The sequence below is a fragment of the Actinoplanes sp. NPDC021490 genome, from assembly GCF_055562135.1.
This window is the reverse complement of the sequence record NZ_JBVHFW010000008.1, coordinates 89,499-111,688: the sequence shown is the minus strand read 5'-3', so window position 1 is coordinate 111,688 and position 22,190 is coordinate 89,499. Positions and strand designations below refer to the sequence as shown.

16 protein-coding genes and 1 pseudogene are annotated in these 22,190 nt (G+C 69.6%); 3 read left to right on the top strand and 14 right to left on the bottom strand.

Annotation, left to right across the window (positions count from 1 at the left end; all coding sequences use genetic code 11):
* Window positions 1-42: 42 nt before the first annotated feature.
* The 6 genes from ACZ3I4_RS22220 to ACZ3I4_RS22195 all read right to left on the bottom strand — a co-directional run bounded on the left by ACZ3I4_RS22220 (window position 43) and on the right by ACZ3I4_RS22195 (window position 8,319).
* Window positions 43-528: a TetR/AcrR family transcriptional regulator gene (locus ACZ3I4_RS22220; RefSeq protein WP_465383891.1), complete on the bottom strand. Its 486-nt coding sequence runs from the start codon at window positions 526-528 to the stop codon at window positions 43-45.
* Window positions 529-1,724: 1,196 nt separating this feature from the next.
* A complete protein-coding gene (locus ACZ3I4_RS22215; protein WP_465383890.1) occupies window positions 1,725-2,909 on the bottom strand; it encodes an esterase-like activity of phytase family protein in 1,185 nt (394 codons plus the stop codon).
* Between the two features lie 61 nt (window positions 2,910-2,970).
* On the bottom strand, window positions 2,971-3,918 hold the full coding sequence (locus ACZ3I4_RS22210) for a glycosyltransferase family 2 protein (RefSeq protein WP_465383889.1): 948 nt from the start codon (window positions 3,916-3,918) through the stop codon (window positions 2,971-2,973).
* A 341-nt stretch (window positions 3,919-4,259) separates the two neighbouring features.
* Window positions 4,260-5,447: a cytochrome P450 family protein gene (locus ACZ3I4_RS22205; protein ID WP_465383888.1), complete on the bottom strand. Its 1,188-nt coding sequence runs from the start codon at window positions 5,445-5,447 to the stop codon at window positions 4,260-4,262.
* A 15-nt stretch (window positions 5,448-5,462) separates the two neighbouring features.
* Window positions 5,463-6,518, bottom strand: a complete 1,056-nt coding sequence (locus tag ACZ3I4_RS22200) for a winged helix DNA-binding domain-containing protein (protein ID WP_465383887.1) — start codon at window positions 6,516-6,518, stop codon at window positions 5,463-5,465.
* Between the two features lie 10 nt (window positions 6,519-6,528).
* On the bottom strand, window positions 6,529-8,319 hold the full coding sequence (locus ACZ3I4_RS22195) for a thiamine pyrophosphate-requiring protein (RefSeq protein ID WP_465383886.1): 1,791 nt from the start codon (window positions 8,317-8,319) through the stop codon (window positions 6,529-6,531).
* 68 nt (window positions 8,320-8,387) lie between these two features.
* Between ACZ3I4_RS22195 and ACZ3I4_RS22190 the strand changes: the two genes are divergently transcribed.
* Entirely contained in the window at window positions 8,388-8,642 is a 255-nt protein-coding gene (locus tag ACZ3I4_RS22190) for a hypothetical protein (protein ID WP_465383885.1), read from the top strand.
* Between the two features lie 60 nt (window positions 8,643-8,702).
* Here ACZ3I4_RS22190 and ACZ3I4_RS22185 read toward each other — a convergent pair whose 3' ends face one another.
* From ACZ3I4_RS22185 to ACZ3I4_RS22170, 4 genes and pseudogenes are all read right to left on the bottom strand, one after another.
* Window positions 8,703-9,755 carry a M24 family metallopeptidase gene (locus tag ACZ3I4_RS22185; RefSeq protein ID WP_465383884.1) on the bottom strand — a complete coding sequence of 351 codons (1,053 nt, stop codon included), beginning with the start codon at window positions 9,753-9,755 and terminating at the stop codon, window positions 8,703-8,705.
* Window positions 9,739-11,130, bottom strand: coding sequence for an alpha-amylase family glycosyl hydrolase (locus ACZ3I4_RS22180; protein WP_465383883.1), 1,392 nt, complete (start codon window positions 11,128-11,130; stop codon window positions 9,739-9,741). The genes ACZ3I4_RS22185 and ACZ3I4_RS22180 overlap by 17 nt, the downstream gene beginning before the upstream one ends.
* 91 nt (window positions 11,131-11,221) lie before the next feature.
* Window positions 11,222-12,094, bottom strand: coding sequence for a patatin-like phospholipase family protein (locus ACZ3I4_RS22175; protein ID WP_465383882.1), 873 nt, complete (start codon window positions 12,092-12,094; stop codon window positions 11,222-11,224).
* A gap of 74 nt (window positions 12,095-12,168) precedes the next feature.
* Window positions 12,169-14,454: pseudogene (locus ACZ3I4_RS22170) on the bottom strand (ATP-dependent Clp protease ATP-binding subunit); the annotation flags it as partial.
* A 203-nt stretch (window positions 14,455-14,657) separates the two neighbouring features.
* Between ACZ3I4_RS22170 and ACZ3I4_RS22165 the strand changes: the two are divergent.
* Window positions 14,658-15,398 (top strand): hypothetical protein, encoded by a 741-nt coding sequence (locus ACZ3I4_RS22165; protein WP_465383881.1) that lies wholly within the window; start codon window positions 14,658-14,660, stop codon window positions 15,396-15,398.
* Between the two features lie 132 nt (window positions 15,399-15,530).
* Here ACZ3I4_RS22165 and ACZ3I4_RS22160 read toward each other — a convergent pair whose 3' ends face one another.
* From ACZ3I4_RS22160 to ku, 3 genes are read right to left on the bottom strand one after another with little or no spacing between them, the layout of a single operon-like run.
* Window positions 15,531-16,001 (bottom strand): hypothetical protein, encoded by a 471-nt coding sequence (locus ACZ3I4_RS22160; RefSeq protein WP_465383880.1) that lies wholly within the window; start codon window positions 15,999-16,001, stop codon window positions 15,531-15,533.
* Window positions 16,002-16,053: 52 nt separating this feature from the next.
* Complete coding sequence (locus ACZ3I4_RS22155) at window positions 16,054-16,416, bottom strand: hypothetical protein (RefSeq protein WP_465383879.1); 363 nt, start codon at window positions 16,414-16,416, stop codon at window positions 16,054-16,056.
* A 38-nt stretch (window positions 16,417-16,454) separates the two neighbouring features.
* On the bottom strand, window positions 16,455-17,465 hold the full coding sequence (ku, locus tag ACZ3I4_RS22150) for a non-homologous end joining protein Ku (RefSeq protein WP_465383878.1): 1,011 nt from the start codon (window positions 17,463-17,465) through the stop codon (window positions 16,455-16,457).
* Window positions 17,466-17,577: 112 nt separating this feature from the next.
* Here ku and ACZ3I4_RS22145 point away from each other — a divergent pair, with 112 nt between their 5' ends.
* Window positions 17,578-19,380, top strand: coding sequence for a sensor histidine kinase (locus ACZ3I4_RS22145; protein ID WP_465383877.1), 1,803 nt, complete (start codon window positions 17,578-17,580; stop codon window positions 19,378-19,380).
* 127 nt (window positions 19,381-19,507) lie between these two features.
* Here ACZ3I4_RS22145 and ACZ3I4_RS22140 read toward each other — a convergent pair whose 3' ends face one another.
* On the bottom strand, window positions 19,508-21,490 hold the full coding sequence (locus ACZ3I4_RS22140) for a cellulase family glycosylhydrolase (protein ID WP_465383876.1): 1,983 nt from the start codon (window positions 21,488-21,490) through the stop codon (window positions 19,508-19,510).
* Window positions 21,491-22,190: the final 700 nt, after the last annotated feature.

The following is a 22,190-nucleotide window of genomic DNA, read 5'->3' as shown; positions in this document are numbered from 1 at the left end:
TGCGCGGGCGCCGCCGGTGGCCCCCAGCCACACCCCAGAGGGTCAATGCTGGAGCCGCAAGCCGTCGAACACGATGGCCAGCACCCGGGCCCGCAACGGGGCGCCGTCGGCGCCGTGGTCGGGAACCCGGGACACGGCGAGCATGAGAGCTGTCAACTCGGGAACCGTCACGTCGTGGCGGATGGCGCCGGCTTCCTGCGCCCGGGTCAGCAGCGCCCCCAGAGCACGTGGCAGTTGCTCGCGGGCCGGGGTGAGGGCCTCGTGCAGGTCGCCCGCGGCGAAGGCGTCGGCCCAGGCCTGTTTGCCCGCGGCCACCTCGGCTATGCGGCCCAGGAAGGTCCAGATCGCGGTGGCCGGGTCGTCGGACACGGCCAGCTGGTCGGCCTCCTCGGCGAACCGCCGGAGCCGCTCGCGGAAGACCGCCTCGATCAGGGTCGCCTTGGTCGGGAAGTGGCGGAAGACCGTACCGATGCCGACTCCGGCTGCGCGGGCCACCTCTTCGGTCGACACCGTCGTGCCCCGCGCCACGAAGACTTGCTCGGCCGCGGCAAGCACCCTCGACCGATTCCGCAAAGCATCAGCACGCGGCGCCCGCGCGGTCATAACCTGCCTCCGTACCTTATGTCGCTAAAACAGCCGACTGACCGATCATCAGCCTAGCGTCCCCTTTGTAACGGAGTTATCACTCCACTTTAGACAATGCCGGCCGTAACGGAGACACCGTTTCCCCGACCTGCGGAACGATCACAATCCGGCCCGGTAAAAGCCTCGAGAATTTTCTTGCTCACACCGCCCGGGCGGCGGCACACTCCGGACACGAGGCGTTCACACTCGTACGCATCCGAACGGCTGGTTTCGTTGCACAGACGGCAAATCCGACCATCGAGACCCCGGCCGGCCGGATGCCGGACGACCTGCCGATCGAGGGGCCCGGCTCCGCCGGCGACCGGCAGCCGGCCGCGGGCCGGCCCTGTGGGCACGTACCCGGAGTGGCCGGCTCCGCGGCTCCCCACCGGGCGGAGACGGCACACCACTTCGCGGAGAGAGGCGTCGCCTGGCGAAGACGGCGCGCCGCTGGTTGGAACGGCGCGTCGCTCGGCCGAACAACACGTCTGGCGGAGACGGCACGCCGCTTTACGGAACGGCACATCGCACGGTGGAGACGGCATGTCGCTTGGCGAACGGCACGTCGCACGGTGGAGACGGCATGTCGGCCACAGCGCGCGGACGACGAGCCGACCCTGCGTGACCGCCGAATGATCACGACTGATGAAGGGGCTCAACCTCTAGGCATCCTAGGAGGCTAGGTTGTTGGGTGGGGCTTCCTACGCTGTAGTCAAGACAGATACGGCCGGACGGACGCTGTGCCCGGCCCGGCTCGGCCCGGCCGCGACGGACGTGGGCCGCAAGCCTGAATGGGCGGATCCACGAGGCAGGTCAGGGCGGGCCAGCTATCGGGGCGGGCTCCTGACCACGTCGACCGCCGGAGGCTGGGTGGGGCGATGTTGCCCATCACAAGCAGCGGGCCGCGCGGGCTCCTGGCCACGTGGGGCCGCCGGAAGCTGGGTGGAGTGATGTTGTTGCAATCAGCGGCCCGTGCGCCAGGTGACCAACCCTAGGTCGTACGAAAAAGGGAGCGCGACGGGCCGCTGAAAGCGCAAGTTACCGCAGGAGCGGCAGGCAGTAAGCGCGCTGGGACGACATATAGCTACAGAAAGCCTGAGTCATCGCAAAATGCGACGGTCGGGGTGCAGGGACGACGGCAGGGCGATCGTGATCCACTCGTTGTTGTCGGCGGCGGTGGCGCTGCGGCCGGTGGAGAACGGGAAGTTGTTGTCGTTCAGGACGGCGATCGTGCGGTCGTCGAGGATGACCACGTCCTCGATGGTCTGGAACGGGAAGGTGAACGTGGTGCCGAAGCCGCCGAGTTTGCGGGGGTTCGAGACGTTCATCAGGTCGACCAGCAGACGCTTCTCCAGCTTGGAGCCGCGGGCCGTGGCTTCGTAGATCTTCTTGGTGACAGCGGTGGCGCCCTGGCCGTTGTCGCGTTCGATGATCAGGAAGCGGCCGGGGGCGATTGAGATGGCGTCGCCGATGGCGAAGTCGGGGTTGTCGAGCTGGTAGGTCCAGCGTTTGCCGGTGTACGCCTTGGCGCGCAGGTCGAATTCGTTGAGCCGCAGCGAGCCGGCCGGGTCGCCGGTCACCGTGCCTTCGAGCAGCGCGTAGAGGTGGCGGCCGTCGGGCGACTGGGCCAGGCCCTCGAAACCCTTGCTGCTGCGGGCGGTGGCGGCGGCCCCGGTACGCGCGGCGGTCTCGGGCGCGATCACGCCGGGCAGCGGAACCGGGGTGTCGAGCAGGCGGCCGGCGCGGTCGAAGTGCAGCAGGTGGGGGCCGAACTCGTCGCCGATCCAGTACGAGCCGTCGGCCACCCGCACGATCGACTCGGGGTCGAAGTCGGCACCGGTCAGGACGCGGTCGGGACGGGTCAGCGTCCACGGGACCTTGCCGGCGGGGTCGGTCAGCGTGATGCCGCCAAGCACGTCGACCCGGTTGCGGCCGAAGGCGGGCGCCAGCTTCTGCACGCGCAGCAGAAAGTCGCCCGAGTTGGCCTGGTTGCCGTAGCCGTTGTCGGAGAGCACGTCGAAGGTGCCGTCGCCGTTGTCGACGATGCCGGAGAAACCCTGGATCGGCTGGTCGGCGAAGGGCGCGGTGAAGCCGTTGAGGTTGCCGGTGGCGAGCGCGCCGGAGGGCTCGCTGCCGGGGACGAACGTGCCGGCGGGCAGCGCGGCCCAGCCGGTGAGCGTGGGCTTGGTGACGTGGTGGCCGCCGGCGTACGAGGCGGTCCCGCCCACCGGGAGCAGGAGCGCGAGCACGCCGGTGCCGGCGACGATAGTGCGGACGATTCGCATGAGCGGGGACGTTAAAGACCCGGGGTTAAGCGGCCGGAACGAATGGCTGACCGGGGACCGGTCAGCGGGTGGCCGCCTCGGACTCGCCCATCGTGGAGATCGTCTCGACGCCGCCGCCGAAACCGGCCGCGGCCACGGCGGCGATCACGGTGGCGGCCCGCAGCGCGTGGAATCCGCCGCGGCCGAGGGTGGCCGCCTTCAGATTGCGGGCGACCGCGCGCGGCAGCGTACGCCGGATGTAGTCCTGTTCGGCGCCGAGTTTCTGATCCCGCGGCAGCAGGCCGGCCATCTGCACCTTGCCGCGCCCCTCGGCGTAGCAGCGGCGCAGGAAGAACCGGAAGGTGGAACGATCCATGGGCACGTCATGCTCGATGACCGAGTCGGGCACGTACATCCAGTGTCCGCCGGTTTCGGCGCTGATCCGCAGGCACAGCTCGGTGTCCTCGGGGCGGTTCTGGTCGCCCAGCTTGCCGAAGCCGACCCGGAAGCCGCCGACCTTTCCGAAGGCCTCGCGCCGCACCATCATGCTGGCCGACCACACGTTGCGGATCTCGGCCACCGAGGTGGGCATGCCCGCATAGGAGACGCCGACGGTCCAGAGCAGCTCGTCGGGCATCCAGTTGGGGCGGGTGTGTTCCCACGCCGGCACGATGAGGCCACCCGCGCCGACCACGGCCGGGTTGGCGAACGGCCGGGCCAGGTGGCCGAGCCAGGTGGGGTGGGCCACGGTGTCGTCGTCGAGGAAGGCGATCAGCTCGGAGCGGGAGTGGAACGCGCCGGTGTTGCGGTTGCCGGACGCGCCGCGCAGCGACGTGTTCTCGAGCACCGTCACGCCGGGGAACTCGCCCTTGGCCCGCTCGAACAGGTCGGGGTTGTGGTCGACCACGACGATGATCTCGGCGGGGCTCACCTTCTGCTGCTGGGCCGAGGCGACCGTGCGTTGCAACGACGCCCAGCGGCGCTCGGTGTGCGTGGGGATGACGACGCTGGCGTCGATGCTCTCGGTCATGACAGGGCGCTCCATGCGGGCGGAGAAAGCCAGTTGATCAACCGGCGGGCGGAACCCTACACATGGAATCTATGAATTGCATAAGAGAATGGTCGGCAACTATTTAGACTTGGCGAAGAATTGTTTCCGTACGGAAAACGAATCAGACAATTGCGGGCATGACGCATGCGGCGCAGTGGTCGTTGCCACACCGGAAACCCTGCCGTATCAAGGGATTCGCCACCAAAGAACGATGCCGGATCGTCCGTTCACCTGATTCGGCTACCGCCCACGTCAAATAAGGGACATGCCATTCAGAGGGCGCGGGCCGAAATGCGTGACACCGGCCCACCGACAAAAGGTCAGCGCGATGATGCCGATCCGGGCGTCACCGGCAACGTGAAGAGTCCGCGCAGCAACAGGCCGGGACGCCAGACCAGCTCCGACTCGGGCACGGCCAGGCGCAGGCCGGGGTGGCGCTCGGACAGCGCGGTAAAGGCGATCTGCGCTTCGAGCCGGGCCAGCGCCGCCCCCAGGCAGTAGTGGATGCCGTGCCCGAAGGCCAGATGCGAGTTCTGCGCGCGATCGAGCACCACGTCGTCGGCCTCGGGGAAACGGGACTCGTCGTGGTTGGCCGACAGCAGGCCGATCAGCACCGGAGCGTGGGCCGGGATCGTCCGGCCGCCGATCGTGACGGGCTCGGTGGTGATCCGGAACGTGGCCGTCTCGACCGGGGACTCGTACCGGAGGAACTCCTCGATGGCCGTCGGGACCAGCGACGGGCCGGCGCACAGACGCTGCCACCGCTCGGGCCGGGAGAGCAGCAGATACATGCCGTTGCCGATCAGGTTGACCGTGGTCTCGTGGCCGGCGATCAGCAGCAGGAAGACCATCGAGACCAGCTCGTCCTCGGCCAGGCTGTCGCCGCTGTCGCGCACCTCGATCAGGCCGGAGAGCAGATCTTCGCCGGGCTCGGAGCGGCGGGCGGCCAGCAGGCCCTGGATGTAGCCGACCATCGCGCCCGCGGCGTCCGGGAACTGGTCCTGATAGGCCACGCCGCCGACGATGATGTTGGACCAGGCCCGGAAGGCGTCGCGGTCGTCGGCCGGGATACCCAGCAGCTCGCAGATCACCTGGATGGGCAGCGGGAACGCGAACGCGTCGATCAGGTCGAACGGCCCGTCGGCGGGAAAGTTGTCGAGCAGGTCCTGAGTGATCTCCGAGATGCGCGGCCGCAACGCCTCGATCCGCCGGGCCGTGAACGCGGCCGACACCAGACGGCGCAGGCGGGTGTGGTCGGGCGGATCGACGGCGAGCATGTGCCGGGACAGGGCCCGCTCGATCGCGCTGGACGGGTGGCGGCCGTCGTGCCCGTTCTTGGAGAACCGCGGATCGGCCAGCGCCCGGCGGGCCTCGTCGTACCGGGTGATGAGCCAGGCGATCGCGCCGCTGGCCACGCGAACTTCCCGGACCGGCCCCTCGCGCCGCCATTGCGCGTACGAGGGATGGGGGTTGGCATGAAACGACTTGTCAGCGAGATTGTCCGGCATCCGATCACTTCCCCGTTATCGACGGATTTCTATCACCGTACGCCCTTCGAGGCCGAGCCAGGCTCGCAGGCGCTCGCCCTCGAAGGCCACCTCGTCGGTGCTCCCCGGCCCGAACATCGTGACCTGCAGGTCTGGGCCGGCGGGCTTCCACAGGCCCGCGACACGCCCGTCAACCAGGACGAAACGGGTGCCCTCGACGCTGAGCGGGCGATAGGCGTCGTCGATGACGCGGCTGCGGTCGTCGAAGCCGAGCACCACGTTGTCGAAGGCGGGCAGGAAACGCGGCGGCACGTCCCCGGTCTCGGGCAGCTCGCCGTCGAGCACATCGAAAAGCTCCCTTCCCCGTACGTCGCGGAAGGTGCGCAATTGAGGGCGGAGCCGGGTCAGCGACGCGCGCAGACCGCTCAGCCCCGACCATGCGCGAATGTCGGCCGACGCCGCCGGGCCGAACGCCCGCAGGTAACGCAGCACCAGCTCGTCGGCCTCGCACGGCTCTTCCACCGGCCGTCCCAGCCAGGCTTCGACGGTGGTGTTGCGGGCCGGCGCTTTCCGCCCCCACAGGCCACGCGGCGTCACCTGCACCAGCGGCACGAGCGAGCTGAGCGTGTCGCCCAGCACCCGCGGCGCCACGTCCGGCCACCGCTCCCCCACGGCCCGGCCCGCCTCGGGCAGCGTGCTCGGCTCCGTGGCGAACACCGCCTGCCCGGCCGCCGCCAGCTCGCCCAGGTCGACCTGCTCGAGCTCGCGGCGGTAGACGGCCCGGACGCGCGCCACGAGCATCGGCTGATGCAGAGCACGCAACTCCACGCAGTCGGCCGCCGTGACCAGATGCATGGTGCGCCGCATCAGCAACGTCCGCACGAGCTGACGCGTCTCCAGCAGCTCGACCAGCTCGGCCGGCTCGAAGCCCGCCAGGCGGCTCCACAAACCCACGTACGGCTCGTGCGGTTCCTGCGCCTGCAGCCCGCACAGGTGCTCGACGGCGTCGAAGGCCGGCCTGGTGTGCCGCACGTCGAGCATCTGACGGGCGAGCAGGGCCCGGTTGAGCGCCCGGTTGTCGAGCACCGTCATGCGGGTGAGGCTAGTCGGTGTACCCCTCGTCGGCGCGCTCGCGACGCAGGTGCGCCTCGGCCCGGCGGGCCAGCGGGCCCTCCTCGGCGGCCAGCCCGTCGTACATGCCCTGGACCTGCTCGGCGGTGCGGCCCGGCGGCAGCAGGGGGATGGCGGGGTCGGTGCGGGCGTCGATGACCACCGGGCGGTCGGCGGACAGGGCCGTCTCCCACGCCGCCTCCATCTCGGCCGGCGACTCCGCCCGCAGGCCGCGCAGCCCGAGCAGGTCGGCGTAGCGGTCGTAGGGCACGTCGGGCAGCTCCTGCGAGGTCGTGAACCGGGGCTCGCCCTCCATCTCGCGCTGCTCCCAGCTCACCTCGGCCAGATCGTGGTTGTTGAGGACGCAGACGACGAAACGCGGGTCGGCCCAGTCCTTCCAGCGCGCGGCCACGGTGACCAGCTCGGCCAGCCCGGTCATCTGCATCGCGCCGTCGCCGGTCAGCACCACCGCGGGCCGGTCGGGGGCCGTCAGTTTCGCGGCCAGCCCGTACGGGATACCGCAGCCCATCGAGGCCAGCGTGCTCGACAGGTGGGCCGGCACGCCGCGCGGCAGCCGCAGGTGACGCGCGTACCAGTAGACGACCGAGCCGACGTCCACCGCGACCTGCGCGTTCTCCGGCAGGCGGCCGGTCAGCGACCGTACGACGTGCTGGGGGTTGAGCGGTTCGGCCGGGGCGTCGGCCCGGGCCTGCGCGATCTCGTGCCAGTCGCGCACCCAGCCCTCGACACGTTCCCGCCAGGCACGGCCCCCGGCCGGCTTGATCAGGGCGTTCAGCGCGCGCACGGTCTCGGCGGCGTCCCCGATCAGCGGCACCTCGACCGGATACCGTACGCCCAGCTGCCGCCCGTCGATGTCGATCTGCACCGCCCGCGCCTGGCCCGGAACCGGATAGAACTCGGTCCACGGGTCGTTGGTGCCGACCAGCAGCAGCGTGTCGCACTCGGACATCAGGTGCTGGCTGGCCGTGGTGCCGAGGTGGCCCATCACCCCGGTGTGGAACGGCAGGGTCTCGTCGAGCACCGGCTTGCCGAGCAGCGACGCGGTGACACCCGCGCCGAGCCGCTCGACCAGCTCGGCGATCTCGGACGCCGCCCCGTACGCGCCCTGCCCGACCATGACCGCGACCCGTTCGCCGCCGGAGAGCAACTCGGCCGCCGCGCGCAGGTCCTCGTCGTAGGGCACGACCCGGGCCGGCCGCAGCCCCGGGCTGGTCATCATCACGCCGTGCTCGTGGGTGCTCTCGTCGGGCGCCTCGGCCGTCTGCACGTCGTGCGGAAGGATCACGCAGGTGGGGCTGCGGGTGGCGAACGCGGTCCGGAACGCCCGGTCGAGCAGCATCGGCAACTGTTCGGGGGCGTGCGCGGTCTGCACGAACTGCGCGCACACGTCGCCGAACAGCCGCTGCAGGTCGATCTCCTGCTGGTACGAGCTGCCCAGCACGGTCGACGCCTGCTGGCCGACGATCGCCACCACCGGCTTGCCGTCGAGCTTGGCGTCGTAGAGCCCGTTGAGCAGGTGCACCGCGCCCGGCCCCTGCGTCGACAGGCAGACCCCGGCGCCGCCGGTGTACTTCGCGTGCCCGACCGCCATGAACGCCGCGTTCTCCTCGTGCCGGGCCTGCACGAAAGCCGGCTTCCCGGCCCGGCGCAGCGCCCCGACCACGCCGTCGATCCCGTCGCCGGCGTAGCCGAACACCCGGTCGACTCCCCAGGCCGCGAGCCGCTCCACCACGAGATCCGAGACTGTGCGCTTGTTGGTCATGCACCGCGACTACCCCACGCCGCAGCGGGTATCCGTGGGTTGTTCACTTCTCACGGAAGGATCTCGTCATGACGAACCCCTCGGGTCCGCAGGGCGTGCCGATCGCCGCGGCACTGTCCGACGAATTCGGCGACAACGTGCGGGAAGACTCCGGCGCCGCCTCGGACGGCCCCACCGTGGGCGCCGCCGACGCCGACGCCGAGGCGGTGCGTTCCGGCGCCGGCGGGGACGACCGCCGCCTCACCGACGCCACCCGCGACTCCGACGGCGTGCCGGTCGGTGCGGACGACGCCGAAGAGGACAAGCGGCAGTCAGGCGCCTGAGACTCACCAAGGGAGCGCTGCCGGCCAGGCCGGCGGCGCTCTCCCCTGGGCCGGGAACGATCAGTCGACGACGGCGATCGTTCGTGCGGTGTTGTTGAACCGCCGGCCGCCGTCCGGAGCCACGGTGACGATGTCTTCGATGCGTACGCCGAATTGGCCCGGCAGGTAGATGCCCGGCTCGATCGAGAAGCACATTCCGGGGACCAGGGGCCGCGTTTCCCCGCGTACGAGATAGGGCGGCTCGTGGGTTTCCAGGCCGATGCCGTGCCCGGTGCGGTGAATGAAGAACCGGCCATATCCCGCGTCCTCGATGACCCGGCGAGCCACCCGGTCGATCTCCTGACATTCCACCCCCGGCCGTACGGCTTCGAAAGCGGCCTGCTGGGCGGCGCGGACGATGTCGTGGACTTCCTGTTCCTCGTTCGTGGGCGGGCCGACGTGGACGGTCCGGGTGGTGTCGGAGCCGTAGCCGTTCTTGAGGCCGCCGAAATCGAGCACGACCATGTCGCCGCCGGCGAGGATCCGGTCGCCGGGCTCGTGATGCGGGTTCGCGCCGTTCGGACCGGAGGCGACAATCGTGAAGTCGACCTGTTCGTGACCGTGCTCCCGCAGAAGCCGGGCCAGGTCGGCGGCGACCGCTCGTTCACTGCGGCCGGCGAAACGCGTTTCCTTGACGGCTTCGAAGGTCTTGTCCGCGGCGGCTCCGGCGGCGGCCAGCAATGCGACCTCGTCAGCGTCCTTGATCGCCCGCAGCATCGGCAGGGCCTTGGTCATCGAGGTGTAGACGATTCCCGGCTTCTGCAGTTCGAGCAGGTGCATCGCCCAAGCCGAATCCGAGATGGCGTACCGGCCGCTCCCGAGCTTTTCGGTGACGAGGGCGTAGGGGTCGTCGCCGTCCGACCAATCCTCGGATTCCATTCCGGCCGGCTTTTCCAGCCGCGGAACAATCAGATGCGGCTCGTGGCCGTGCCGCAGGATCAGCATGGTGAGCCGTTCGGTGACCGGCGGCCGCAGACCCGTGAAATAGACCAGATCGGGGCCGGGCGTGAGGAGCAGGCCGTCCAGCCCCGCCTCCGCCGCCTGTTCGAGCGCTTTCTCAGATCTCGAGGACATGGAACCCCCAGGGCGGCAGCTCGACGTAAAGACCCTCGGCGGCCAGCTCGGCGCCGTCGCGGTCGAAGACCCGCCCGTCCAGCCGATCGGTCAGTCGCCATTCCTGCTTTTCGGAGAACCACGGCGCCCGTACGCGGGTCCGCGCGGTGCTGTCGCCGAAATTGACGACGACGAGGTGGCGGGCGTCGCCGTTCTGCCACGTCCAGGCGAGAACGTCGTGGGTGTCGAGCAGGTGCCACTCGCCCTCGTTGATCCGGACGTCCCCGAGTTTGCGATAGAAGGCGCGCAGGTCCTCGTCGACGGGCTCGTCGGGATAGCGGCCCAGGAACACCGGCAGTTTGACGCGGCGGCCCTCGAATTGCCCGTCGTGCCAGAGGGTGGCGCCGGGCAAAGTGGCGATGACGACGGCGGCCGCCCGATGGCGGGGACCGAATGCGGCGGCGGCGCGCGGCTCGTCGTGGTTCTCGATGAAGCGGATCAGCCTGTCCTGATAGCCGCGGTCGGCGCGCAGATGCCCGCGAACCGCATTGGCATCCTCATGGGCCAGCCGGTCGTAGAGGCGCTTGTCGTAACAGAGGTGGAAGCCCTGCTGCTGCAGCGCCCATTCGGTGTCCCAGTAGGCCTCGGCGATGAGCAGGAAATCGTCCGGAAGGGCCTGGATGACGCCCGGCCAGAACTCCTGCGCCGGCCTCGGGCCCGCATGGTCGCCCCAGGTGCGGCCGAAGATGTCGTTGAACATCAGCATGGCCATGTCGACGCGTACGCCGTCACACTGCCCGGCGATCGCCTTGAGCGTCTCGACGGTGGCCTTGCGCAGGCCCGGGTGAAAGGCGTTGAGCTGGGCCACGTCGGGCCACGGCGGAAAATACGGGTCACGGCCGTGCGCGATGATGCGGTCCCCCGCCTTGAACCAGTCGGTGGGATTGTCGGCCAGGTCGTCGGGGGTGCCGTTGATGAACCAGTCGGGGTGCTCGCTGATCGCCGGATGATCCGGGGCCACATGATTGGGGACGTAGTCGAGAATCAGCTTCATCCCGCGCGCTTTCAGCTCTTCTCGGGCGGTCCTGAGCCCGTCCGGCCCGCCCAGCCTCTGGTCGGCCTCGTAGCGGCGGATGCAGTAGGGCGAACCCACGACGTCTTCGTCGGTCAAATCGGGCAGCGCACTCCGGAATTCACGCTGAAGCCCCTCGTTGGTGAGGGCAATGGCCAGCCCGGCCGGGCTGCGCTCCCAGACGCCCATGAGCCAGACCGCGTCCGGCCCCGCGATCCCGTCCCACACCTCACCGGGCACGTCGCCGAGCGTCACCGTCCGCCCGTAGCGGCGGCTGAGTCCGGCCAGCCACGGCCAGGTGTCGATCTCGTAGACCGCCGTCATGCTCCACTCCCTCGGAAGGCTGCCACTGCGTCATCCATTTTCGGCCCCATAGCGGGTCAATTTTCGCTTCACCGGGTTAATCCCCCCGGCATCAGTAACCCGCGTCGTCGAGGGCCTTGGTGGTCAGCTCACGACCGATCGAGACCAGGTCGGCGGCCTTGTGGAAGTCCATGATGCCGCTGGCGCTCACCGGGACGGTGATGTGGATGTCCGGTGGCAGGCCGGCCATCCGGTAGCGGGCGATCAAGTCCTGCATCGCGTCGAGGGAGAGGCCGAGCACGTCGCCGATGCGCAGGTCGTCGGGGAGCGGGGAGGCCGGGGTGGCCTGGGCGCTGCGGCTGGTGAACACCTGGCGCAGCCGGGCCCAGGAGGGGGCCGCGGCGGCGCGTACGGGGCTGGCGGGCTCCTGCGCCGGCCGGGGCGCCTGCAGGGACACCGCGACGGTGAGGTCGGCGTTCGCGGCGGCCGTGGGCTCGATCGGGACCGGGTTGAGCAGGCCGCCGTCGGCCAGCAGGCGGCCGTTGACCACGACGGGGGTGATCACGCCGGGGATGGCGATCGAGGCGCGGATGGCCGAGCGGAGCTGGCCCCGCTGGAACCAGACCTCGCGCCGGGCGGTGAGGTCGGTGGCGACGGCGGTGTACGGGATCGGCAGGTTCTCGATCTCGACGTCGGTGAGAAAGTCGTTCAGGTGGTTGATCAGCCGGTCGGCCGACATCGCGCCGGCGCCCGACCACTTGGGGTCGATCAGGCGCAGCACGTCCTGGCGTTTCAGGGTCATCGCCCAGTCGGTGAAAGCCTTCAGCCGGCCCGCGGCGAAGACGCCCCCGACCAGGGCGCCCATCGAGGTGCCGGCCACCGCGCAGATCTCGAACCCGCGCTCCTCGAGCACCTGGATCACGCCGATGTGCGCGTAACCCCGGGCGCCTCCCGACCCCAGCGCCAGCGCGACCCGCTGTGACATGCCCCGAGACTATCGGAGCCGGGAGGCGAACCCGCTCAGACCGGCTGACGCTCCCCGAAGAGCAACCCTCCGTCATCGGCGTCGATTACTACGCGTTGCCCGGGGCGCAACTCGTTGAACAGGATCTTCTCGGCGAGCGCGTCCTCGACCTCGCGTTGAATGGTCCGCCGCAGCGGGCGCGCGCCCATGGCCGGGTCGAATCCCTTGCGGGCCAGATAGGCGCGAGCGCCATCGGTGAGTTCCAGCGTGATGTCCTTGTTGCGCAGCTGGGTCTCGATGCGGGCCATCATCACGTCGACGATCCGCAGCACCTCGTCGTGGCCCAGCGGCGGGAACACGATCGTGTCGTCGATGCGGTTGAGGAACTCGGGCCGGAAATGCTGTTTGAGCGCCTCGCGCACCTGCCGGGCCGGTGTCTGGCCGGTCGCGCCGAAACCGACCGGAACCCCGGAGAACGACCGCGTCCCCAGGTTGGTCGTCATGATGACGACGGTGTTCTTGAAGTCGACGACGCGGCCCTGGCCGTCGGTCAGCCGGCCGTCCTCGAGAATCTGCAGCAGCGTGTTGAACACGTCGGGATGCGCCTTCTCGATCTCGTCGAACAGCACCACCGAGAACGGTTTGCGGCGCACCTTCTCGGTCAGCTGGCCGCCCTCGTCGTAGCCGACGTATCCGGGTGGGGCGCCGACGAGCCGCGACACCGTGGAGTGGTCGTGGAATTCCGACATGTCGAACTGGAGGAGCGCGTCGTCCGAGCCGAACAGGAATTCGGCCAGCGCCCGGGCCAGCGACGTCTTTCCGACACCGGACGGCCCGGCAAAGATGAACGAGCCCGAGGGCCGCCGTGGATCCTTCAACCCGGCCCGCGTACGCCGGATCGCGCGCGACACCGCGGCCACGGCCTCGTTCTGGCCGATGACCCGGCGGTGCAGTTCATCCTCCATGTGCAGCAGCCGGGTTGTCTCCTCCTCGGTCAGTTTGTAGACCGGGATCCCGGTCCAGTTGGCCAGCACCTCGGCGATCTGCTCGTGGCCGACTTCGATCGAGTTCTCGACCGCGGCCCTTTTCTCGTCGTCGCGGATCCGCGCGGCCCGTTCGAAGTCCTGGGCGTCGATCGCCGCTTCCTTCTCCCGCCGCAGCCGGGTCAGCGCGGCATTGCGGTCCGGCGCGGTCAGTTCCTGAATGCGGGCCCGGGCGCCGGCCTCGTCGATCAGGTCGATCGCCTTGTCCGGCAGGAACCGGTCGGCGACATAGCGGTCGGCCAGCGTCACCGCAGCGGTCAGGGCGGCATCGGTGTAGAGGACGCGATGATGGGCCTCGTATTTGTCGCGCAGACCTTTCAGGATCTCGATCGATTGCGCGTACGTGGGCTCGTCGATCTGCACCGGCTGGAAGCGCCGGGCCAGCGCCGAATCCTTCTCGAAGTATTTGCGGTATTCGGTGGTGGTCGTGGCGCCGATCGTCTGCAGTTCGCCCCGGGCCAGCAGCGGTTTGAGGATGCTGGCGGCGTCGATCGCGCCCTCGGCCGCGCCGGCGCCCACGAGCGTGTGGATCTCGTCGATGAACAGGATGATGTCGCCGCGGGTCCGGCACTCCTTGACGACCTTCTTGAGGCGTTCCTCGAAGTCGCCGCGGTAGCGCGAGCCGGCCACCAGCGAACTCATGTCGAGCGTGTAGACCTGCTTGACCCGCAGCGGATCGGGGACGTCGCCGCGGACGATGCACTGGCTCAGGCCGTCGACGACCGAGGTTTTGCCGACTCCCGGTTCACCCAGCAGGACGGGGTTGTTCTTCATCCGGCACGACAGCACGACCATGACCCGTTCGATTTCGCGGTCGCGGCCGACGACCGGGTCGAGTTTGCCGTCCCGGGCCTGCTGGGTCAGGTTCACGCCGAACTGTTCGAGCAGCGTCGAGACGACGGCCGTCTCCGGGACGGTTTCGGGGGCCCCTCGGAGCAGGCTGAGCACGACGTCGCGTACGTCTGCTGGATCTGCTTGCAGAACGCGCATGGCTTCCCCTTCGCCTTCGCGGATCAGCCCGAGAAGAAGGTGTTCCGTTCCGATGTGGTTGTGCCCGAGTTGCAGCGCTTCGCGCAGGGCCATTTCGAGCACCTTCTTGGCCCGCGGGGTGAACGGGATGTGGGTGCCCGGCGCGGTTTCGCCTTCGGACAGCCGGCCCCGGACACTGTCCGCGGTCACTCCCAGGCTGCGCAGTGCCTGCCCGGCGATTCCGTCGCTCTCGACGATCAGGCCCAGCAGCAGATGCTCGGTGCCGATGCAGTTGTGATTGAGCGTGCGGGCTTCTTCCTGGGCCAGCACGACGACTCGGCGGGCACGGTCGGTGAATCGTTCGAACACGACACTCACGTCCTCGCGGCGAGGCCCCACGCACCCCACCCATTCAGACGCATGCGTCATCGCGATCGGGGTGGTGTGCGCTGAGTCCGAGCCTCTTGGCGTGAACGCGCGGCCCGCGTGGGGGGCCTCGCTACGCTCGTGCAGGCGCGCTGCCCCCTCAACATACAACGGTCGTCCTACGATGGCCCGGAGGGAGGACAGCGATGACCGGAACGAAGCGACGCCACCCCGTGCCCGACCGAGCCCGCCGCCGCGCCATTCGAGCGCTCGCGGCCCAGCTGAACGTGGCCTATTCGGTCGCGGCCCGCCTGCTGGCCAACGAACATCGTGAATTGTTGTTCGCGCAACGCGAACAACGCCCCTTCCACGCCCGGGTCCGCGACACCCGCGAAGCGGTCGACCTGCCGCTGGGCCGCGCCGCCCACCTGACCACCCGTTTCCCCCGCCTGCGGACACCCGCCGGCGCCCTTTACGACGGCTCCGGCCGCCAGACCATTCTGGGAATGCTCTACGCGACGCTTCTCCACGAATCCCCGCATTTGCGCCCGGCCGCCGAGGAACTGTCCTGGGTGGCCGAACTGGGCGAGGAAGCCGCCGTCGACATCACGTGCGTGGCCCTCGACCGGGCGGCCCGTTCCCTGCTCGACGACAATTCGTGGCACTTGTGGACCCGCATCGAGGCAGCCCTCACCGCGGGCGAGACCGGCCCCGACCGACGAGTACGCGACGTAGCGATCACGCTCGGCCGGGAGTTGCGCACAGTGAGCCTGCGAGGCTCGCTGCCGGGCGCGCGGCAGACGTTGGACGCGTTGCTGGTGGAGCCTTACCAGGGCCACGCTCCGGGCACGCGCCTCCGTTCGGCCACGGTGGTCGGCGTGCGCTGGGAGCAGACCGGTCCGCCCGCCGGATACGAGGTCGACGGCTACTCGGCCACAATCGCCTGAGGGTCCAGATCCCGGGGATTTGCGCCCAGAGCGAAGTGCACCTGGCCGGAAGCGTAGGTCAGAGCACGAACGGTCAGGTCGGCATCGAGGCCGGAGCGTTCGGCGATCAGGCGACCCAGTCGGGAAGAAGCGTCAGCGCCTCGGCCGCGTACTCGGGGTGGAACTCGTCCCGGAGGCGAGCGCGACGTAGGCCACCCGGTGGGGTGAGCAGCAAAGGAAGAGGGACGGTGTGACACCGGCCCACAGCTCGGCCAGCGCTTCCGCCATCTCGTCGAGGTCCTCCCGAGGAGCAGCGGTCACGCGGTCACGCTGCCAGGCGGCGAAGTCCGACGGCTCGGGAGGCGCCGCGCGGTTCACGGTGGGAAGCTTCAGGGCCGGGTCGAGCAGTTCCTCGGCCAGCCGGAGGCTTCGGTAATACTCGGCGAACTGAGCGGCCGTCTCTCCGCCGAACGCCATGAACCCTTCCTCCCGGGGAAGAACATCGCTGAGCAGCAGCGCGTCATCGATCTCGGCCCATTCGACATCCCCGGCGGCCGCAGCGCCGACGTTGTCACGCCAGACGGTGAGCGCCGCCTCCGGCGAGCCGAAGTAGCCACTCAACACCGTGGTGGGCTGGAAGGTGCAGGCGTCGATGTCGTCACCGACGAAATCGTCGTCACACTTTCGGGCGTCCCCGGAGGGCCATCGCCTGACTCACGGCAAACATCGCCACCTCGACGGCCACCGCGGCGGCGAGAAGCGCGAACCAGCCCGGCCAGGGCCGAATGGCCGCGAAGACCCCGATCAGCGACGCCGCGGCGACGTTGGCGGTCAGCACGAGAACGAGCGATCGGCGCAGCCGCGGGCCGTAGGCGGCACGGTAGAGAACGAACGCCCAGACCCCGACGCCGAGAGCCAGCGCAAGCGTGACAGCCGGCCGCAGGTCGAGCGTTGCGGAGAGCGGCCGCACAAAGAGCGCGAGCGAGGCCGCAACGATCGCGCAGTAGAAGGCATCCAGGCGCAGCGACAGACGACCCATGGTCCGATGCTAGAGCCCGCTTTGCCCGGCCTCGGCGATCAAGCCGCCTTGCGGACGGCTTTCTCCAGTTCGGGGCGGGACATCGACGAGCGACCGGGCACGTCCAGCTTGCGGGCCAGCTTGAGCAGGTCGGACTTCGACATGCCGGCGACGTCGGGAGCGGACGACTTCTTCGGGCCCGCCTTCTTCGCCGTGGCCTTCTTTGCCGCCGTCGACTTCTTCGCTGAGGAAGCTGAGGAAGGTGAGGAAGCGGACGGCGAGGCCCGGCGCTTCGACGCCGCCTCCACGCTCTTGCGCAGGATCTCGAACAGGTCGGACGCCGCGGTGGGCTCGGGGGCCGGGTCGGCCGTCTTGACCTTTTTGCCCTTGGCCTTGGCCTTGATCAGGTCGTTGACCCGGTCGGTGTAGGTGTCGCGGAAGTCGGCCGGCTTCCAGGGCCCGGACATGGAGTCGATCAACTGCTGGGCCATGTGCATCTCGGCCGGCTTGGCCTTGTTCCGCTTCGGCAGCGAATCGACCTGTTCGGCCGGGTCCCGCACCTCGTCGGCGAAATACATGGTCTGCAGCACCAGCAGGTCGCCGTCCGGGCGGATGGTCGTCAGGTACTCCTTGCCCCGCATGACCAGTGTGCCCACGGCGGCCCGGCCGCTGTCGGCCATCGCGTCGCGCAGCAAGCCGTACACCTTGGCCGTTTCTTCGCTGCCCGGCCCGAGCCAGTATGTCTTCTGGTAGTAGAGCGGGTCGATGTCGGCCAGGTCGACGAACCGGTGGATGTCCAGGCTCTTGGAGCGGCCGGGCGCGACCGAGTCGAGCTCGTCCTGGTCGAGCATGACGTAGTCGCCGTCGCCCACGTCGGCGCCCTTGACGATGTCGTCGTAGTCGACCTCTTTGCCGGTGCGCTCGTTGACGCGGCGGTACCGGATGCGGTCCGACGTGCCCTTCGCGAACTGGTGGAAGCTGACCTCGTGGTCATGCGTGGCCGAATACATCGCCACGGGAACTGATACCAACCCGAAGGTGATCGCCCCGGTCCAGATCGGTCGTGCCATGCGCGCACGGTTACCCCCGGACCCGTACGGGAAAACGCAATGGTCTGAGAACTAGCTGATCAACGCGGGGAACAGGCACGAAGCATCGCGCATCGGGCGTACGTTCGCAAATGTGACCGCCAGCGCCGATCAGACCGCCCGGCCCGGCATGCGCCGGTCGGTGGTGGTGCTCGTGCTGGTCGCCGTCGTCGGGCTGGCCGGAACCGTGCTGTCCGCCCTGGCGCTGCGCAACGCCGAGCAGGATCGGCAGACCCGGGCCCTCGGGCAGCGGACGACGCTCATCCGGCAGGCGATCTCGGCCGAGGTCAGCCGGTATTCGGCCTCGCTGATCGACATGGCCGCGGCGGTCGGCGCGCAGTCGTCGCTGGAGGCGGCCGAGTTCACCGCCATCACGGCCGCGGTCGACCGGCGGCGGTTCCCGGGTGCGACCGGGCTGGCCATGGTCGTGCCCACCTCGAACACCGCGGCGCTGCAGGCGCACTGGCGGGGACTAGGTGCCACCGGGCTGACCTTGCGCCCGTCCGGGGCCGGACCGCACCGGTTCGCGGTCCTGGACAAGTCACTCGACGACACCGGGTCGGCCGCGGGCATCGACCTGTCCGCCTCGGCCCAGGCGGTCGAGGCGATGGACGCGGCCCAGGACGGCCATCGGGTGGCCGTCAGCCGCACGTACCGGCTGCTCAAGGACTCCGACATGGCGCCCGAACGCCGTCAGTTGTCGTTCGTCATGGTGGCCCCGATCTACGCCACCTCGCCCGGCGCGGAGGACGCCGGCCGCTTCCGCGGGTGGTTGACGCTCGGCGTGCGCGGTGGGGACTTCCTGAGCGAGGTCGTGGCCGGCTCGGCCGGGGACCGGGTCACCGTCACCCTGATCGACGGCGGGTCCGGCGATCCGCTGCCGATGGCCGCCTGGAAACCGGACGTGCCGCTCCACCGCGCTGTCGAACCGCGTGAGGTGCCGGTCGTCGTCGCGCAACGCACCTGGACGCTGCGGGTCGAGGGCACCGAACGGCTGCTCACGGACAGCGCCCAGGGGTTCGACGAGCTCGCCTGGCTGGTCGGGATCGTGCTGACGGCCCTGCTGGTCGCGCTGACCGGCACCATCGCGACGTCACGCAACCGGGCGCTGCGCCGGGTCGACGAGGCTACGGCGGCGCTGCGTTCCGACATCGCGCGCCGCGAGGAGGTCGAGCACCGGTTGCGGCAGCGTGAGGCCGAGCTGGTCGGGTTCGCCGGGGTGGTCGCACACGACCTGCGCAGCCCGCTCGCGCGGATCATGGGCTACGCCGACTTCCTGCAGGAGGAGGCGTACGACCGGCTCGACGACATGCAACGCGACTTCCTCAGCCGGCTGCGTAAGGGCGCCGACCACATGCGGGTGCTGATCGACGACCTGCTCGATTACGCCACCGCCGAGAACCGGGCCATGGCCAACGTGCCGGTCGACCTGCACCGGCTGGCCGAGGAGATCACCCGCGAGCGTTCCGGCGACCGTCCGGCCGACGTCGTGGTGGGCGACCTGCCCACCGTCTACGGCGATCCGACGCTGCTGCGGCAGGTGCTCGACAACCTGATCGGCAACGCCATCAAATACACCCCGGCCGACCGTGAGCCGCGCATCCGGATCGGCTGTCATCCGGTGGCCGAGGGGCGCTGGCGCTGCGAGGTGAGCGACAACGGCATCGGCATCCCCGACCGCGACCGCGGCGCCGTGTTCGACGCTTTCACCCGGGTCGGCGGCAGCGAGAACTTCCCCGGCACCGGACTGGGCCTGGCCATCGTGCACCGCATCATCGAGCGGCATCACGGCCGGGTCGGCGTCGACCCCAACCCCGGCGGCGGCAGCATCTTCTGGTTCACCGTCCCCGCCGGCGAACCCGTGCGAACACCGGAGAAGGAAAAGCAGATGTCGTAGCGGGGTGGTGGGTACGGAACGTCGCTCCCGCCGAGGGCCGGGGCAGGCTTCGCTGGCCGCTGACGCGTCCAGAACGCGAAGCCCACCCCGGCGACGTGCGTAAGGGGTTGCGCCCGAAAACCCCAGGTCAGCTCAGCGTGCAGCTGATCGGGGCCGGGGTGGCGGCCGCACCGCTGCCGACGAAACCGAACGTGGCGCTCGCGCCCGCCGCGAGAGCGCCGTTGTGGTCGGCGTTGCGCACGGTGACGGCCGGTGTGGTCAGCACACCGTTCCACAGCGACGCGACCGTGGTGCCGCTCGGGTACGTCCAGTTGACGGTCCACCGCGTGCCGGCCGAGGTGCCGGTGTTGCGTACGGTGACCTCGGCCTGGAAACCACCGGTCCACGAAGTGGTCGTCTTGTAGACGGCCTCGCAGCCCTGGTTGGTGCCCGGATCGCTGCCACCGGCCGTGGTCGTCACCGACCGTGCGGCCGAGGCCGCCGACACGTTACCGGCCGCGTCCCGGGCGCGAACACTGAACGTGTAGGCCGTCGACGGCGTCAGACCCGTCACCGCGTACGACGTGCCCGACACGGTGGCGATCACGGTGCTTCCCCGCAGGACCTCGTACGAGGTCACGCCCACGTTGTCGGTCGACGCGGCCCACGTCAGGGTCACGCCCGTACCGGAAATGCTGCTTGCCGCAGGCTGACCCGGAGTGGTCGGCGCGGCGGTGTCGCCCGTGCCTCCGCCATCGCTGTAACGCTGGCCGAGACTGATGCCGGTCGTGCTGCCCGTGCCACCCAGCGGGATCTGGTGGTCGAGGCTCACGAACCTGTTGCTGTACTGCCACAGGGCCGGCTTGAGCAGCGCGTACTTCTGCTCGTCCCACGTCTTCCAGTCGTCCAGCAGCAGGCCGCCGGTGTCGCCCGAGTTCGGGTTGAGGACCCAGAACGTCTGGTGCAGCTTGTGCTCGACGATGAGGTCACGCAGCGCGGTCATCCACTTGTCCTGCCGCGCGTCCTGCCCGAGGCGGCCGCCCCACTCGCCGATCAGCAGCGGCGCGGTGCCGTTCTCGTGGATGTAGAGCCAGTTCGGGCGCCACACGTCGTTGGTCAGCGTGGTCTTGTCGAAAGGCTTGTCGAACCACGGCTGGTTGAAGACGAGAGGTCCGTAGTCGTGCGGGGAGTAGACGAGTTGGTCCTGGTTCGCGCCCAGGTTGATCGGATTGTCCTTGACGCCGCGCAGGTTGCCGCCCCACCAGTTGTTGTAGTAGTTCGGCGACAAGTCCGGGTTGGTGTTCGGCGAGCTCCAGGTCTTGCCCTCGCGGGGATAGATCTCGATGCCCTCGACCAGGATCAGCACCTCGGGGTTGATCGCGAGGATGCGCCGGGCGGCCGTCTCGGCGGTGTTCTTCCAGTTGTCGACGTCGGTCGTGCTGTCCCACTTGGCGCGCAAGCTGTCGTTGGCCGTGCCGTGCGGCTCGTTCTTGAGGTCGTACGCGACCAGCGTGTCGTTGTTCTTCCAGCGCGTCGCCGCCCACTCCCACGCCTGGTAGTACAGCTCCGGCGTGACCGTGCCCTTGTACCAGACGGGGTGGATGTGCCCGGAGTTGTCGGCTTCGGCCGAGTGCACGTCGAGCATGACCTTGATCCCGTACGTCTCACACAGGTCCAGCCAGAACTCGAAGATCTCGAGACTGTCCATTCCTTCGAGTTCCGGGTTCGCGTACGTGTTGACGTTGGGCGCGGTGGCCTGCCCGTTCTTCCACTCCAGCAGCAGCTGCGTCGAGATCGGCACCCGCACGATGTTGATGCCGCGGTCGGCCATCGACTTGGTGACCTGCGTGATGTTGGCCGACCAGAGCCCGTGGAAGACGCGTTCGGTCGCGTTGAACCCGAACCAGTTCACCCCGGTCAGCCAGACCGGGTTCCCGGCCGCGTCGACAATCTGATTACCGGCCACATGCAGCCAGTCATTGCCCGGCGCGGCGGCTTGTTGCTGGGCATACTGCACAGTCACGGCCTCCGCGGCGGGGCCGGCTTTCCCGGCCGCTCCGGCCACGCCGGGCAGGACCAGCGTAAGCCCCAACGCGACGGCCAGGCACTTGCTTGCTCTCTTGAAAAACACATGTACTCCCGGATCGAGGACGGAGATCGGGACGGGCTGGGAGCGCTCCCATCGACAGTATTTAATGTGTTCGGCAAATGAACAACCTTTTGCCGGCCCACTATCGCGTTCGCCCGGCCCAGCCCCACGAGGCCGCCCCGCCCGGCGCGCGGACGCCGACACCCGATCCGATCACTGGCGGCCGGCAGATCGCCCAGCCAAAGCCACCCGGCCCAGATTCAAGTTCGACGCCGGCCCGACTGCGAGCCGCACCGGCTCGGGCCGCGACCGAGCCGGCATCGCGGCGTCGCCCGCACGACAGGCGGAGACCGAGACCCATGCCGTGCCGCTCAGCCGGACTGGGCTCGGCCGGACTGAAGCAGGCCAGACTGAAGCAGGCCAGACTGAAATCGGCCCGGACCGGGCTGACACTGGGCTGGCTGAGGCCGGACTGGACCAGACCGGCCCCGGCCCCGGGCCCGGCGATCCGGCTACGGCACGACTGGCGCTCCGGGTGCGGCAGGACGCCAGGGCCAGCGCTCCGGGTGCGGCGGACATCGGGGCTGACACTGGGGCCGAGGCCGGCGCTACGGCCACGGCTACGGCTACGGCTACGGCTACGGCTACGGCCACGGCCACGGCCACGGCCACGGCCACGGCCACGGCCACGGCCACGGCCACGGCCACGGCCACGGCCACGGCCACGGCCACGGCCACGGCC